Raw genomic sequence first — 16,542 nt, 5'->3', positions numbered from 1 at the left:
ACTCTGATGCTAATTAGGGTAGAACAAGCATGAAAATCTTTTTACCCACACTTTAGCTTCCATTTTATTTTGCAAAATAGGTTCTAATTCAAGCAACTTAAGCTTCATTTAAAAACCTTATTTTTTAGCTTTTACTTAACTTTTATAGAGAATATTGTATCCATTTTTAATGATTTTCTATACCTTTAGAAAGAAAAAGTAGATATTCCATTAGAATGAAGCAACTCTACTTTCTTCTTTCTAAAGTAATCTCAGGAAGAATAAGTATGAAATCAATCTCTGAGCAAAGTTAGTTAGATTTATGTCTCCTGCTGGTTTGGTTTAATCAATTTGTTACTAAGTAGATAGACATGAATAAATTAAAGTTTGTAGTTGCGCTTGAGCGCTAAAGCACAAACTACGATTTATAAAGTATTTTCAGTTTTGTGATGTCAACTTACTTAATAACAAACATAAAATAAATAATTTTTGCTTTGAAATTCTGAATATTAACATGAGTTCGATGAACCTCTCCCTCCCAACCTCCCTCTCCGAAGCGGAAAGGTAGGAGCAACGAAAAAATCATGATTTTACTCCCCTCTCCTCGTAGGAGAGGGGCTAGGGGAGAGGTCAACATAGCACTCGTCGAATTCACGTAATATTAGCAAATTCTTCCACAAAAATAGCAAAGATAGCCAAAACAAGAGTGATTTTACAAAACATTAGCCAACCATCATAAATACCCTTAGTTTTATTTAGGAAAACAACTATGACCACACAAGAGCAACTGCAACGATGGCAAGAATTGGCACAACAGTTGCGTGTAGATAGTATTCGCGCTACAACCGTCGCAGGTTCGGGTCATCCTACTTCGTCGATGTCAGCGGCTGATTTAATGGCGGTTTTACTGTCTAAATATCTCCGCTATGACTTTGACAATCCAGATAATCCCAATAATGATCGCCTGATTTTCTCTAAAGGACACGCTGCACCATTGCTATATTCGATGTACAAAGCAGCGGGGGTAATTACTGATGAGGAGCTGCTTTCATTGCGGAAATTGGGTAGCCGTCTAGAAGGTCATCCCACACCAGTTTTACCTTGGGTTGATGTAGCTACTGGCTCCTTGGGACAAGGATTACCCATCGGTGTGGGTGTGGCTTTGGCAGGTAAATATTTAGATCAACTCCCCTACCATACCTGGGTACTACTAGGTGATAGTGAAACTGCTGAAGGGTCAGTCTGGGAAGCTTTTGATCATGCAGCACATTATACTTTAGACAATTTAATTGCCATCATTGATGTGAATCGATTAGGCCAGCGTGGTCAAACTGAACTCGGTTGGAACATACAAGCCTACGCAAATCGTGCTAGAGCTTTTGGCTGGCAAGCGATTGAGATTGATGGTCACAATTTGCAAGAAATTGATCAAGCTTATAGCGCTGCTTTGAGTATCAATAATCGCCCCACAGTAATTATTGCTCGGACAAAGAAAGGCAAGGGTGTGGCTGCTCTAGAAGATTTAGGTGGTTGGCATGGTAAAGCGTTAAAACCCGACGACGAAAAACAAGCGATCGCAGAGTTAGGCGGTGAACGCCACATTACCATCGAAGTAGATAAACCCGAAGAACAAAGCCAACCCCTTCGGGGTTCGGCAGTCGCTCCTGGGGGAAACCCCCAAGACCACGCTGCCTCATCAGCTGCAACAGGCAATGTTCAACCTTTGCAACTACCTACTTACGAGATAGGTGCAAAAGTTGCAACCCGTCGAGCATATGGTGATGCCATCAAAGCATTGGGTGCTGCTCAACCTGATGTCATTGTCCTCGATGCAGAAGTGAGCAATTCTACTTACGCCGAAGACTTTGCCGAAGCCTTTCCTGAGCGCTACTTTGAAATGTACATTGCTGAACAGCAGATGGTAGCAGCTGCGGTAGGCTTGCAGGTGCGACAATACAAACCCTTTGCTTCCACTTTCGCCGCCTTCTTAACTAGAGCTTACGACTTTGTACGCATGGCTGCCATCTCTCGCGCCAATATTAAATTAGTAGGTTCTCATGCTGGGGTTTCGATTGGTCAGGATGGCCCCTCACAGATGGCACTGGAAGATTTAGCTGCCTTCCAGGCGGTGTGGAATAGTACAGTATTATATCCCAGTGACGCCAATCAGACCGCTAAACTAGTAGAGCAGATGAGCGATCGCGATGGCGTTGTCTACCTCCGCACCACACGAGAAAGCACACCAGTAATTTATGGCTCTAATGAAGAGTTTCCCATTGGTGGGAGTAAAGTAGTTCGCAATTCCGAGAGAGATCAAGCCACTGTAATTGCTGCTGGTATTACCCTGCATGAAGCTCTTAAAGCTTATGAGCAACTGAAAAACGAAGGCTTCACGGTGCGCGTCATAGATGCTTACTCAGTCAAACCCATTGATATGCAGACACTCCATCAAGCTGCACGCGATACCGGGGGTAACTTAGTAGTCGTGGAAGACCACTGGTTTGAAGGCGGATTAGGCGCAGCTGTACTTGATGCCTTTGTTGGTACAAGCAGTATTCCCATCTACAATGGGCCACAACTACAGCTTATTAAACTTGCAGTCCACGAAATGCCGGGTTCAGGTACGCCAGAAGAACTACTCCATGTAGCCAAAATAGACGCCAATGCCATTGTTGAAGCAGTGAAATCGCAAGTTAGACAGCCTGCGGGGGCATCTGTATAGAGAGAGTAGGCAAGCAAAGGGACAAGGGGATAAGAGGAGAATAACTACTGACCAATGACAATAATGGCAAACCTAGCTGTACTACTCACGACTCAAAACCCAGTACTCAGGACTCAGCACTACTGAAGTTAATTCAGTCGCCAGCAGGAGGGAAACCAGCATAATAATTTTTACCCTATTAGATAGATATTCTAATTAACCTGGGAAAGTTTATGCCTCTTCACAGACTCGAAGAATTTGACCCAAACTATCGAGAAACATTTGGCGGAGATGATGTTAAAGCGTTAGATGTCTATACTGAAGGTGATATTAAGATAGGCTCAGTTGCTGATGCTTTAGTTGACCAAGACGGTAAATTTCGTTACCTAGTTATTGATACAAGCCTAGATTCTGTTAGTAAAAAAATATTACTACCAATTGGCCTTTCTCATATCAATTATCAGGCGAGACGCGTCTATGTCGATGGATTGAGCAAAGAGCAAATAGAACGTTTACCTGATCATCAAGAAAACACGATCGTAGATAATGATTACGAAGAAAATATACGTAGTGTATTTCGCTCTCCAACCAGCAATGTGAAATATGATCGCGAGACGTACAATTATCAGCAAGAGCCAGCTTTATACGATTTGAATGAGCAATATCATCAAACTTTCAGATTGTATGAAGAAAGATTAATCGCCAACAAACACCGCATTAAAACTGGAGAAGTAGCAGTTGGTAAACATATTGAAACAGAAACTGCACGGGTTGCAGTACCTATCCAAAAAGAACGTGTTGTGATTGAGCGTGTTTCCCCAACAGAAGCAGGAACATTTGTAGATCCTAACGATCTTAAGTTTCAAGAAGGAGAAGTAGCACGCATAGAAGTGTACGAAGAAACACCAGAAATTCGTAAAGAAGCTTTTGTACGCGAAGAAGTGCGAGTCAAGAAAGTTGTAGAACAAGATACGGTAGAAGCACAAGACACAATTCGTCGAGAAGAGTTAGATGTAGGAACAGTCGGCGATTTACGTGTACGAGAAACTGGTACAACTACACATGAAGCTATTTAATTAGCTAGTCTAGAAAATTGTTGGATATGCTCCTCTGAGGAACTAATGCAGGCAGGAAAAATTGTTATCCCTGCCTGTGCTTTTTATGTGAGCAGTAGTATTGTACTAATGCATTGTATTTCAAAAATCTATCTTAAATAGATTATGAAGTTATAAAAATAAAATACCTATAACTCTATAACTTTTGATGCTTTATTTCTGAGTCAATTCATTCCCTAGAAAGAGGTGAAAAAGTGGATAAAAAGTCTAATTTAAATAATAGGAGATAGAAGAAAAAACCTTTGAGGACGAATATAATGGCTCTTTACAAACTTGGCGATTTTGAACCTAATTACAAAGATACTTTTGAAGGTCACGATATCAAAGGGCTTGGAGTATATACAGAAGGCTCTGACGAAAAAATTGGCAGCGTCAGTGATGTTTTAGTTGATGATGAAGGTCATTTCCGCTATCTAGTTGTTGACTTAGGCTTCTGGATTTTTGGCAAGAAAGTCTTGCTACCAATTGGTCGTTCACGCGTTGACTATAACGTCGATCGCGTTTATGTTGTAGGCTTGACCAGAGAGCAAGCTGAAGATTTACCTGAGTTCAATGAACGCCTAGCGCTAGACTATGACTACGAAGAACGGGTGCGTGGAGTATATCGTCAACCCAGAGACTACAGAACTACAGATGCATCATTACCGTTAGATACCGCAACACCTGTGGATAGTCCAGCAATAGGTACAGCCTATCAGCCCACCCCTGCACCTACCTACAATCGTGATAGCTACAGATACGACCATGAGCCTTCTTTGTTCGGGTTAAATGAACAAAATCATCAAACCCTGAGATTATATGAAGAACGGCTAGTAGCTAATAAAAGACGTCAAAAAACTGGAGAAGTCGCAGTTGGCAAGCACGTTGAAACTGAAACTGCGCGGGTTACAGTACCTGTAGAAAGAGAGCGAGTTGTAATTGAGCGTACAACACCAGTAGATGCTGGTACTGCTGTTACTCCAGGCGAAGCTAACTTTCGTGAAGGCGAAGTTGCTCGTATAGAAATTCATGAAGAAACAGCTGATATTCGCAAAGAAGCATTTGTGCGTGAAGAAGTAAATGTGAGAAAAGTCGTAGACCAAGACACAGTTGAGGCTAAAGAAACAATACGTCGCGAAGAGTTAGACATAAATGCTCCTGGTCTTCCTATTGAAGAGCGCTAATCAGCATAAACATTAGTAATTAGTTAATAACTAATTACTAATTCGTGGTAAAGTGCAGGTGAAGCTGTTTCATGAGCTTTGCCTGTACTTAATAGTGAGTTTTATTAAGAACAAATTAATTAAGCTATCTATAAAGTTAGCGCTTTAAGTTCGATTCTAATAAGTAAAAATTAATCAAGTTTTTTAGTTACTTTAGTTACTTTTATAAATACTCTTAGTTGAGTAGAAAACAGTTCAGAAATAATTTTTTAGCATTATGAATAGCCAAGTGATGGCAAAAAACATTAAACAGACAAACTCCACGGAGCGCACTAGAGCTTTACTAGAAAACTTGCGGACAAAAGTAAAGTATTTTGTTGTATTCGATAGGCAAGGCCGATTAGTAGGCGAAGTTCAAGATTTAATTGTGGATGCTAGTGGTCAGCTAAACTTAGTTATATCTAAAAAAGCAAACCTGCAAGTTGCAGAGCAGAGAAATTTCACAGGCAAATCTCCTTTACTCCTATTACAAAGCCAGAAAATAAAAAAAATTGACAAGTCGGCTAAATCTGTTTTCATAGAAATAGACCAATCAGAAATAGAGTATATGCCTGAATATTCAGAAACAGCAACACCAGGCGACCAAAACCTATCAATGAACTCAACTGAGCTACCAACTAATGGTCAAATTACAAATAGCTCAGTTGAGCTTTCAGAAGATGTAGGTGAAGAAAAGATTATTCGTTTATTAGAAGAACGACTACTAATTGATAATAAAAAGCGAAGAGTTGGTGAAGTTATTGTTCGCAAAGAAATCGAAACCCGGATGGTAGAAGTTCCTGTCCGGCGTGAAAAACTGATTGTGGAACAAGTCAGCCCAGAACACAAGCAACTTGCAGAAATTGATTTAGGACAAGGCGAAATTTCTGGGATTGAGTTGACTGAATCGGAAAGGCTTCAATTGACAAATTTTGCTGGTAGTTTAACAGTGAACGGTGAATTTAGTTCACCTAAAATAGCTAGCTTATTATTGAATGCGATCGCCCTAGAACGTAATCATGGATGCAAGCAGGTGCGAGTGACGATTACTGTTGAGGATGAATCACAGCAGAAAAGATACCAGGAGTGGTTTGACCGCTGTTCTAAAGGTCAAACCCCTAAGCCAGAGAAATAAGCTTCTAGCAAATGAATTAGTAATAGGGTGGGCATTTGTCCACCCTATATTTTTTGATTACTACTGATAAGCTTACATAGGTAGGCTAAGTTTGCTTGCAATTATGAACCGTGAATACCATTCGCTAGGGCTGTGTTACCCTACTCATGTATTTAATGCAGGTACAATTCCCTATACTATTAAGTTATGACCCCTGCTTAGCCTCAAGAACGATTCGAGGGCAATTTACTATAAAAACCTGATCTGTCAGATTTAAAATACTAAACAGTTGCCGTTCTTTTGGCCACTCCCGATGAAATTTCGACTGAAGAGACTTTTACAGAAGCAACGAGAGTTTTTGATCCCGCTAGTTCATATTAAGTTACAGAATGGACAATTTGAAATTCTGGGTCTGGGTGTGTGGTATTCCTACTGGCGTGATCCTTACCATCTGCTGCTAACGCTTCCTTGGGCTGGCTTTCTGGCACTCATAGCTCTTTTGTATGTAGCAACTAATGCTCTGTTTGCCTTAGCTTACTTAGCAGGAGGAGACTGCATCGAAAATGCTCGACCAGGCGATTTTTTAGATGCCTTTTTCTTCAGTGTGCAAACTTTGGCATCCATTGGCTATGGTGCAATGTATCCTAAAACAACCTATGCCAATACTATTGTCACGGTTGAAGCGATGGCAGGTTTGGTGGGAATTGCAGTAATGACAGGATTAGCATTTGCTAGGTTCTCCCGACCGACCGCCCGTGTGATGTTTAGCCGTGTAGCAGTAATTACACCTCATGAGGGAGTGCCAACCCTGATGTTTCGTGCAGCTAACCAACGTCGCAACCAAGTATTAGAAGCACAGATGCGCGTGTACTTGATGCGTGACGAAGTGAGCTTAGAAGGACTGTTCCTGCGTCGCTTCCATGACCTGAGACTTTTGAGGAGTCAAACACCTAGCTTTGTATTAACCTGGGTAGCCATGCATCCCATTGATGAATATAGTCCTTTGTATGGGATGACACCTGAATCGTTAACCCAGACAAATACCACTATTGTGATCTCGCTAAGTGGCATTGATGAAACAGTTGCACAGGTTGTTCATGCTCGTCATAGCTATAGTGCTGATGAAATTCTATGGAACTATCGGTTTGTTGATATTATGCACTACACAAATGAAGGGCATCGCTACATTGACTACAGCCACTTCCACGATATTTTGCCCTTAGATTAGGCAATGGATAATTTTACAGCCGATATTACCGATACCTCAAAATTAGAGTTAAAACTACTCTGGGGTATTAGAAGTCTCATTAGACACTTCTGGTTCTAGCGGTTTAACGACCACCCGGCCATTCTTAACCACAGTGCAACTTTTAGCCGCACTCTTGCTATGGTTTACTGAGATGTCTTGGCACTGGTTTTGGTGAGAAATGTTTTGCTCCTGTTGTTGATTAAGAACAACAGCACAACAGGCACAGGAAGCGAAGGACATATAAAGTACTTTGATCTCTACTTTAATTATCGCGCTCCTAAGATAATTTTGCTAAAAAATTTGCTACTGGTGCAAGGAGACAGAAGCGAGTAATTTCTATAATCTCCTTCCACTTCTAGCGCGATTTATTACGTAAATGCTAGATTATGAGTGCAAGTACTTGCTTTATTGTGCTTATAGCCGATTTTATAGATATAACCAAAGTAAATAGGAAAGTAGTGTAAATCCCGCTCCGCTTTCCTCCTCGCCTAAAGTTGAAGGGTAGGGTTAAATAGCGGGAGCAGGTGTGCTAATGAAAAGATTTCTGAAATACCTGAGTTTAGGTCTGCTATCTACTGTTTTGACTGCAACTCCCGGACTAGGGGCCGATCGCATCAGCTTTTATTACCCTCCCTTTGGAGAATTTTCTTTATCAGTTAACTCGCTGGAAAAGTTTGCCAAAGAAGGCAAAATCGATGAAGACTTTTCCTTTTATGCTAGCCGTGCTACTCCCGAACAACTCGCTCAACTACGGGATTTACTCCAGCAGCGGTTCAATGTCACTCCTACCTTGGTGTCTCAGGTTACCTACTCACCTGTAGGCGAACAGGTGATGCAACGTCTAGGAACATTACTCCTCACTGGCTCGCGAAAAAACGGTTTCTATGCCATACGTGCTGCTTTGATTTTGGCTGCTGCCGATAAAGATGGCTTAACAGTTGTGAATTTACTGCGTAAGTTTCCCACCGATACTGTGCGGGTGAATTTCACAGAGGGTTTAAAGATAGTTGATGATTTGTCGCAATTGCTCAAAAAAAGAGATGAGGTTGTGGCTTTTATTCAAAAAAAATCGACTGCCCAAGCAGCTAATTACAACGTTAACTTTGCCAAACAGCTAGATTTGCGATCGCCTGGGAAATTCCGTTGGCAGAAAAAAAGCCTAGAGTTAAACGACATTTCTCGCAATCGTCGTCTACCAATAGATATATATTTACCTGAAGCAGCTCCTCAAAGCCAGGAAAATACCTCTTCGCCGCCTTTTCCCCTAGTTGTGATTTCTCATGGCATCGGCTCAGACCGTTATAGCTTTGTCTACTTAGCTAAACATCTAGCATCCTATGGTTTTGCTGTTGTTGTACTAGAACACCCTGGTAGCAATGCCGAACGCTTTCAGCAATATTTTGCAGGTTTAGCAGAACCGCCAGAACCTAGGGAATTTATCAACCGACCTTTAGATATTAAGTTTCTCCTCAATGAACTTCAGCGTCTAGACAACATTGATCCTACCCTCAAAGGTAAACTCAATTTCCAGCAAGTCGGTGCGATCGGTCAGTCGTTCGGTGGTTATACCGTTTTGGCTTTAGCAGGAGCAAAGATTAACTTTAGCCAACTTTTCCGGGACTGTTATCCCAACAATTCACTTAATTTATCACTGCTTTTACAGTGTCAAGCAACCGAGTTAACCCAAGAAAATTACGGACTCAAAGACGATCGCATTAAAAGTGTCATAGCGATTAATCCTGTTGACAGTTCTGTTTTTGGCGAAAGTGGCATTAGTCAAATTAAACTTCCTGTAATGTTAGTTTCAGGTAGTCAAGATATTGTCGCTCCAACCGTACCGGAACAAATTCGCCCCTTTACTTGGCTTTCAAATTCCAACAAGTATTTAGTCTTGATTGAAAACGCTACCCACTTTACTGCTATTGAGGAATCTCCATCAGACAATGGTGCTTTACCTGTACCACCCGCTTTACTTGGCCCCAATGCTACTCCTGCATATTCCTATCTCAATGCCCTAAGCGTGGCATTCTTAGAAACCCATCTTCTCAACCGTTCCGAATACCGCTCTTATTTGCAGCCATCCTACGCTCAATATATTAGTAAAGCTCCGCTCAACCTGAGTATTTTACAGTCGTTGACAACAGCTCAGTTCAATCAAGTCTGGGATGAGCCAATACCACAAGCAGCTAAATAGGGGGCAGGTGGTCGCCGAGCGTACTTGTGCTGAGCGCAGCCGAAGTAGCCGAGGTGGAGCAGGGGGCAGGAGGCAAGGGGAAACTAATCTTTCCTCCTGTTTTTTGCCTTCTGCCTTCTGCTTGAAATAAAAACTACCTAAAAATTCTGGGGCGGTAGGGGTTTGCCTTGACTCTTAGGAATATTTTCCACTTTTAGTACTTTGATAATTGCAAGAACATCCTTATCTAGGCGCTGAGTTTTAGCATTGCCAGGGCAGCTAATATCAGGCGATCGCTGATCACCTAAACTCACTGTAGTAGTAGTACCAAAAGAAGTAGATTTTACGCAAGATTGCTGTACTGGTAAACTTGATAATGGTTCAGAAGCTTTCAGGTCACGGAAAAACTTTTTAGTTATTCTTTCTGAAAGTTTACCTTTTCCAGACCCTTTTCCATCTACATAATTAGCTTCTCCCGTTGGCGATATATAGATGCGGTAACCAATAGTGTTCGTTGAGCCACTGTTGAGGATAACAGCGACGTTATTCGGCACAAGTGCCATTGTTGATTGCGAGGAACAAACTAAAAATGAGATACTTGCAAAGCCTAATAAACTTTTAGAAAAAAGCTGATTCATTTTAGAAAACTCCTCATTTGACAAAACTTCGTTACTAAATTGGATTCTTAAGAATTAATATAAGCAGACTTTATTTAATGAATCTACTTATATAAACTCTTTAGCCAAAATATTAACTTAGGTATATGTCAACGCTGTGTACTAAGTATGTCAATCAATTTATATTTTGAATTTAATATTTTGGATTGACCTTATACTATTTCATTTTATGAATGATACAAATACCTTTGTAGAGACAAGGCATTGCGGCATTTTTATAATTGATCTATATCTATTAAGATTTTTGTGAATTGATATTAGAGGATACCTAAGAAGTAACTGCGAATATAATTAGCTTTAAGAGACATCCTTTTGAGGCACTTTTTGAATTAGAGATTTTAGAAACTTTTAATAAGATTTATTTCTCATTTACCTCAAGTTTGCCGATTGAGTTAATTAGATACAGCTAATGGGAATAATAATCCTGCAATCAGAAAACAAGGGTGCAGGTGTTAGTGGTTATGGTGAAACTGACTGGTTATCAAATCCTTGGACAAATCTATTATGGTCGCAGAACTCTTGTGTATCGCGGAATAAGAGAAAAAGACCAAAAACCCGTTGTGATTAAACTGCTGCGGAGTGAGTTCCCTAGTTTTAATGAACTAGTCCAGTTCCGCAATCAGTACACCATTGCTAAAAATCTTCACCTTCCTGGGATCATTGAAACCTACAGTCTAGAAAATTATCAGAATAGTTATGCCTTAGTGATGGAAGATTTTGGCGGTATCTCCCTTAAAGAAAAGATGGAAACAAAAAGGGATACTGTCAATGGATTTCGGGAATTTCTTTTGATTGCCATTCAAGTTGTCACCACCCTAGAAGGATTATATCGCCACCGCGTAATTCACAAAGACATTAAACCTGCAAACATCCTGATTAACCCGACTACCAGAGAAGTTAAACTTATCGACTTTAGCATTGCCTCTTTGTTACCAAAAGAAACACAGGTAATTACTAGTCCCAATGTCTTAGAAGGAACTCTTGCTTATCTCTCCCCAGAACAAACTGGACGGATGAACCGTTTAGTTGACTATCGCACTGATTTTTATTCTTTGGGTGTCACATTTTACGAACTACTAACTGGAAAACTTCCCTTCACTAGTACTGACTCAATGGAGTTAGTGCATTGTCATATTGCTAAACAACCCCAGAAAATTCACAGTTTAAATCCTTTCGTTCCGCCAGTTATCTGTGAAATTATTGATAAACTGATGGCGAAAAATGCTGAAGACCGCTATCAGAGTGCTAACGGCTTGAAGTACGACCTAGAAACGTGCTTGCGTCAGTGGGAAGAAACAGGAAAAATTGACACCTTCAAAATTGGACAACGGGATAGTTGCGATCGCTTACTGATTCCCGAAAAACTTTATGGTCGTGAAAAAGACGTAGAAACATTACTCACTTCCTTTGAACGAGTTAGTGCTGGAGCAAAAGAATTAATCCTAGTGGCAGGGTTTTCGGGGATTGGCAAAACTGCTGTAGTCAATGAAGTTCACAAACCCATCGTCCGACAACGCGGTTATTTTATCAAAGGAAAATTTGACCAGTTTCAACGCAACATTCCGTTCTCGGCATTTGTAGAAGCCTTTCGAGACTTGATGAAGCAACTTTTAAGCGAAACAAATGCTCAGTTAGAGGTGTGGAAAAGCAAAATTCTATCTGTGTTGGGAGAGAATGCTCAGGTAATTGTTGAAGTGATCCCCGAATTAGAGTGGATTATTGGTAAACAGCCTCCTGCAACTGAACTGTCGGGAAATGCTGCCCAAAATCGCTTCAACCTATTATTGCAGAAGTTTATCCAAGCTTTCACGATCAAAAAGCATCCCTTAGTAATCTTTCTCGATGACTTGCAATGGGCAGACTTGGCTTCACTCAAGTTAATGCAATTGCTAATGAGTGAAGCTGATACAAGCTATCTATTAATGATTGGTGCATATCGAGATAATGAGGTTTCAACAGCACATCCATTGATGTTGACCTTATCAGAAATCTGTAAGGCTGAAATCACAGTAAATACTATTAATCTGACTCCCCTCAATCAATCTGATTTAAATCAGCTGATTATCGATACTTTGAGTTATCCCATAGAGCTAGCACTGCCATTAACCCAACTAATCCATCAAAAAACTCAAGGTAATCCTTTCTTCACGACTCAATTTATCAAGTCTCTATATGAAGAAGGTCTAATAACCTTTGATTTAAATAATGCCTATTGGCAATGTGATATTTCTCAAGTCAAAGCTTTAGCCATCACCAATGATGTAGTAGAGTTCATAGCGCTACAACTACAAAAGTTCTCAGAAGCAACTAAGTTAGTGTTGAAGTTGGCTGCTTGTATTGGTAACCAATTTGATTTGGCAACATTGGCAATCATTTATCACAAGTCTGAAGCAGAGATAGCAGCAGATTTGTGGGAGCCACTCCAAGAAGGACTGGTCATTCCCACAAGTGAAGTTTACAAATTATTTCAAGATGATTCAAATGTTAGTAATTATGAGCAACTAGCAACTGGGAAAGAATTAACATTTACATACAGATTTTTACATGACCGAGTTCAGCAAGCAGCTTATCTACTGATTCCCGAAAATGAAAAACAATCAACACATCTCAAAATTGGTCAGTCGCTTTTGAGCAATGCTTCAGAATCAGAGTTAAAAGAGAATATTTTCAAGATTGTCAATCATTTGAATATTGGCAAATATTTAATTAGCTCTAAAATAGAACGGGAGCAACTCGCGCAATTAAATTTAATTGCTGGACGTAAAGCAAAATCTGCAACTGCTTATGTTGCTGCTACCAAATATATAACAACAGCAATAAAACTTTTGGCAGTAGATAGTTGGCAGAATCAGTATGAGTTGGCATTAACACTGCATTCAGAAATGGCCGAGTTAGCCTACCTCAATGGTGATTTTGAGGAAATGGAGCAATGGTTACAGGTATTACTGCAACATGGTAAACAGCTTCGAGATAAAGTCAAGGCTTATGAAGTCAGAATCTTGTCTCAGGTAGCCCAAAATAGAATGAGTGAAGCTGTACAAATGGGAATAGAAATTCTAAATTTATTAGGAGAAGAACTGCCCACACAGCCAACACCAGTAGATATTAATCATGCACTACAAGAAACACATTTAGCTTTAACAAAACAACCTATTGAAGATTTACTAGATTTACAATTAATGGTTGAACCGGACAAACTGGCTGCTATGAATATCATGACAACAATAGCCGCCCCTGTTTATATGGTAATGCCTGAACTTTATCCCTTAATATTAGCCAAGCAGATTAATTTATCCCTAAAATACGGCAATACTGCTACTTCTTTGTTTGGATATTTTGGTTATGGAGTAATTCTTTGTGGCGTTCTTGGAGATATTGAATTCGGCTATCAGTTAGGTCAACTAAGTCTAAAACTATTTGAGAAGTTGAATGCTAAAGAATTCACAGCTAAAGTATGTGTGGCGATTTACAGCACTCTATATCATTGTAAGCAGCATATTAGAGAAACTTTGTCTCCTTTGCAAACAGGCTACTCTAGTGGACTAGAAATAGGAGATTTAGAATACGCATCTTATAATGCACACGTTTATTTGTCTTATTCATATTTTAGTGGTCAAGAACTGTCTGCTTTAGCAGAGGAAATGGCAACTTATAGTCAGGGAGTCGCGCAACTTCAGCAAGAACCATCTTTACATAGAATTCAACTCTTTCAGCAGGTAGTACTTAACCTACTCTCAAAAACTCAAAATCCTTGTAGTTTAATTGGTGATGCTTACAATGAAGAAATCATGCTGCCACTTCATCAAGAGCGGAATGATCATAGCATGATTTATTACTTCTATATCAATAAACAGATTCTATATTATCTGTTTGCAGATTACATACAAGCTTTTGATCATGCAGAGAAAGCACATAACTTTTTACAAAATGCTGTAGGAAATTTTGCTGTTCCTATATTCTATTTTTATGATTCTTTAATTCAACTAATATTATATGCTAATGTCTCCCATAACGAACAAATAGATATCTTGAAACGGGTGGAAGCCAATCAGGAAAAAATGCAGAATTGGTCGCATCATGCTCCGATGAATTTCTTACATAAGTTTCAATTGGTTGAGGCAGAACGTTGTCGTGTTATTGGTGAATATGTTGAAGCAATAGAATTTTACGATCGCGCGATTTCAGGAGCTAAAAAAAATGAATATATCCAAGAAGAAGCCCTTGCTAATGAACTTGCTGCTAAATTCTATCTAGGATGGGGCAAAGAAAAGATTGCCCAAGTCTACCTAACTGAAGCTTATTACTGTTATGTCCGTTGGGGAGCATTAGCTAAACTGGATGATTTAGAAACACGCTACCCAGAATTACTGGCTCCGATAATTAAATCAAAAAATATTGTTTCTAATCCTGTTTTTAACTACAGCACAACCCTCACAACTCATATTTCTACTAGTAGCAGCGTTTCAGCAGCTTTAGATTTAGTGACAGTTATGAAAGCTTCGCAAGCTTTTACTAGTGAAATTAAATTAGATAAGCTACTTTCCATATTGATGCAAGTTGTAATGGAAAATGCAGGCTCTGAAAAATGTAAGCTCATTTTACTTAAAAATGACGCTTTGTTTATAGAAGCAATGGCCGTATTTGGGGAAGAAACTATTTTAGAGTCTATACCTGTTGAGCAAAGTCAGGATATTCCAATCACCTTGATCAACTATGTATATCGCACGCGCACAACTTTAGTATTTGACGATGGAAAATTACAGCCTGCTTTTGCTGCTGATTCTTATATTATCCGTCACCAACCTAAAAGTATTTTATGTACTCCCATCCTTAACCAAGGAAAACTGATTGGTCTACTGTATCTAGAAAATAATTTAACGGTAGGAGCATTTACAAGCGATCGCGTGGAAGTTTTGCGTTTATTATGTGTCCAAGCTGCTATCTCTTTAGAAAATGCCCAGCTTTATCAAAACTTACTGCAATCTGAAGCTAGAGAGCGAGAAAAAGCCTCTGAGTTAGAAAGATATCTGCAACAACTCCAACAAGCACAATTACAACTTGTACAAAATGAAAAAATGGCTACTTTGGGTAACTTAGTCGCCGGGGTTGCTCATGAAATTAACAATCCCCTTGGCTTCATTTCTGGAAGCCTTAATAATGCTGAAGATTTTGTAAAAGATTTGATTCATCACCTAAAAATCTATCAACAACACTACCCCAATCCTGTACCAGCTATTCAAGAAAACGCCGAAGAAATTGACTTAGAGTTTCTCACACAAGACTTACCAAAGCTAATTAGCTCAATGAAATTGGGAACCGGACGCATTCGTAATATTAGTACTAGCTTACGTACTTTTTCACGGGCTGATACTCTAGAAAAAGTTGCCTGTAATATCCATGAAGGTATTGAAAGTACGCTATTAATCCTCAAATATCGTTTGAAAGCTAACGAGCAACGTCCTGCAATTGAAGTCATTCAAAAATATAGTAAGCTACCACCTGTTAAATGTTTCCTTGGGCAACTCAACCAAGTATTTATGAATATTATCGCCAATGCTATTGACATATTAGATGAGGTAAGTCTCAAGCATTCTTTTGATGAACTCAAAGCTAACCCCAATCAAATCACCATTCGAACTGAAGTTTTAGCAGATGAAAAGGCTGTAATCATTGGTATTAAAGATAATGGTTCAGGAATGTCACAAGCGGTTAAAGCACAAATATTTGACCATTTGTTCACGACAAAAGATGTGGGAAGAGGTACAGGTTTGGGTTTATCTATTGCTCGCCAAATTGTTGAGGAAACCCACGGAGGTAAGTTAACCTGCATTTCAGCGCCAGGAGAAGGAACGGAGTTTATAATTCAGATTCCAATGTAGACATAATATTAGTTTTTACCTCTGTCAACTTGCACCTTGTTGATTAACAATAAACCAATTGAGAATAGCATCACTGGGAACGTTTGTTAAATGAATTCAGTGACTCTAGACGAAAATTTAGTCAGAATGTTTCCTGAAGAAGCATATGTCTTTTTTGTGTATCAGCTATGACTTGAGAGTTACAACTTTACTATTTGTCAGGAAATTGAGATATTTATCCTCAAGTGTTTATAAAAACTTATTTAACAAAATTTTTATTATATATATACTAGTCGTTAAGAAGTATTAAGCAATGCTGATTAAAGAAACATTGCAATAGCTTGATTTAATTGTTAGGGTATGTATTAGTAGCGACACTGGTGAACGCTCGGATTTAGGAGAAATAAAATCTATGAGCTATATCCATTGCTCCAATTGTGTTAGGTCTCAATTTTGAGATTAAAAGTGAGAGATTTCTGCCAAGCATAGAAAATT

At 39.4% G+C, this 16,542-nt stretch carries 9 protein-coding genes; 7 read left to right on the top strand and 2 right to left on the bottom strand.

The features are described 5' to 3' along the window. The first annotated feature begins 748 nt into the window (after nucleotides 1-748). From WKK05_RS25920 to WKK05_RS25900, 5 genes are all read left to right on the top strand, one after another. Nucleotides 749-2,701 (top strand): transketolase, encoded by a 1,953-nt coding sequence (locus tag WKK05_RS25920; protein ID WP_341525918.1) that lies wholly within the window; start codon nucleotides 749-751, stop codon nucleotides 2,699-2,701. A gap of 212 nt (nucleotides 2,702-2,913) precedes the next feature. Beyond that, nucleotides 2,914-3,756, top strand: coding sequence for a DUF2382 domain-containing protein (locus tag WKK05_RS25915; protein ID WP_341525917.1), 843 nt, complete (start codon nucleotides 2,914-2,916; stop codon nucleotides 3,754-3,756). A gap of 296 nt (nucleotides 3,757-4,052) precedes the next feature. Then, on the top strand, nucleotides 4,053-4,958 hold the full coding sequence (locus WKK05_RS25910; protein WP_341525916.1) for a DUF2382 domain-containing protein: 906 nt from the start codon (nucleotides 4,053-4,055) through the stop codon (nucleotides 4,956-4,958). Between the two features lie 256 nt (nucleotides 4,959-5,214). Beyond that, entirely contained in the window at nucleotides 5,215-6,111 is an 897-nt protein-coding gene (locus tag WKK05_RS25905) for a DUF2382 domain-containing protein (RefSeq protein WP_341525915.1), read from the top strand. Nucleotides 6,112-6,403: 292 nt separating this feature from the next. Then, the gene (locus tag WKK05_RS25900; RefSeq protein ID WP_341525914.1) at nucleotides 6,404-7,318 is read left to right on the top strand and encodes an ion channel; all 915 of its coding nucleotides are present in this window, start codon (nucleotides 6,404-6,406) and stop codon (nucleotides 7,316-7,318) included. Nucleotides 7,319-7,372: 54 nt separating this feature from the next. On the opposite strand, the gene WKK05_RS25895 is transcribed toward WKK05_RS25900, so the two are convergent. Further along, nucleotides 7,373-7,579, bottom strand: a complete 207-nt coding sequence (locus WKK05_RS25895; RefSeq protein ID WP_341525913.1) for a hypothetical protein — start codon at nucleotides 7,577-7,579, stop codon at nucleotides 7,373-7,375. Between the two features lie 292 nt (nucleotides 7,580-7,871). On the opposite strand from WKK05_RS25895, the gene WKK05_RS25890 reads away from it, so the two are divergent. Beyond that, nucleotides 7,872-9,533, top strand: coding sequence for an alpha/beta hydrolase (locus WKK05_RS25890; RefSeq protein ID WP_341525912.1), 1,662 nt, complete (start codon nucleotides 7,872-7,874; stop codon nucleotides 9,531-9,533). 137 nt (nucleotides 9,534-9,670) lie between these two features. Here the strand turns inward: WKK05_RS25890 and WKK05_RS25885 are convergent, their stop codons facing one another. Then, nucleotides 9,671-10,150 (bottom strand): hypothetical protein, encoded by a 480-nt coding sequence (locus WKK05_RS25885; protein ID WP_341525911.1) that lies wholly within the window; start codon nucleotides 10,148-10,150, stop codon nucleotides 9,671-9,673. 500 nt (nucleotides 10,151-10,650) lie between these two features. On the opposite strand from WKK05_RS25885, the gene WKK05_RS25880 reads away from it, so the two are divergent. Then, complete coding sequence (locus WKK05_RS25880; protein WP_341525910.1) at nucleotides 10,651-16,068, top strand: AAA family ATPase; 5,418 nt, start codon at nucleotides 10,651-10,653, stop codon at nucleotides 16,066-16,068. Nucleotides 16,069-16,542 lie beyond the last annotated feature (474 nt).

Source organism: Nostoc sp. UHCC 0302 (genome assembly GCF_038096175.1).
Lineage (GTDB): Bacteria > Cyanobacteriota > Cyanobacteriia > Cyanobacteriales > Nostocaceae > UHCC-0302.
This window is presented reverse-complemented; position numbering and strand designations above follow the sequence as displayed.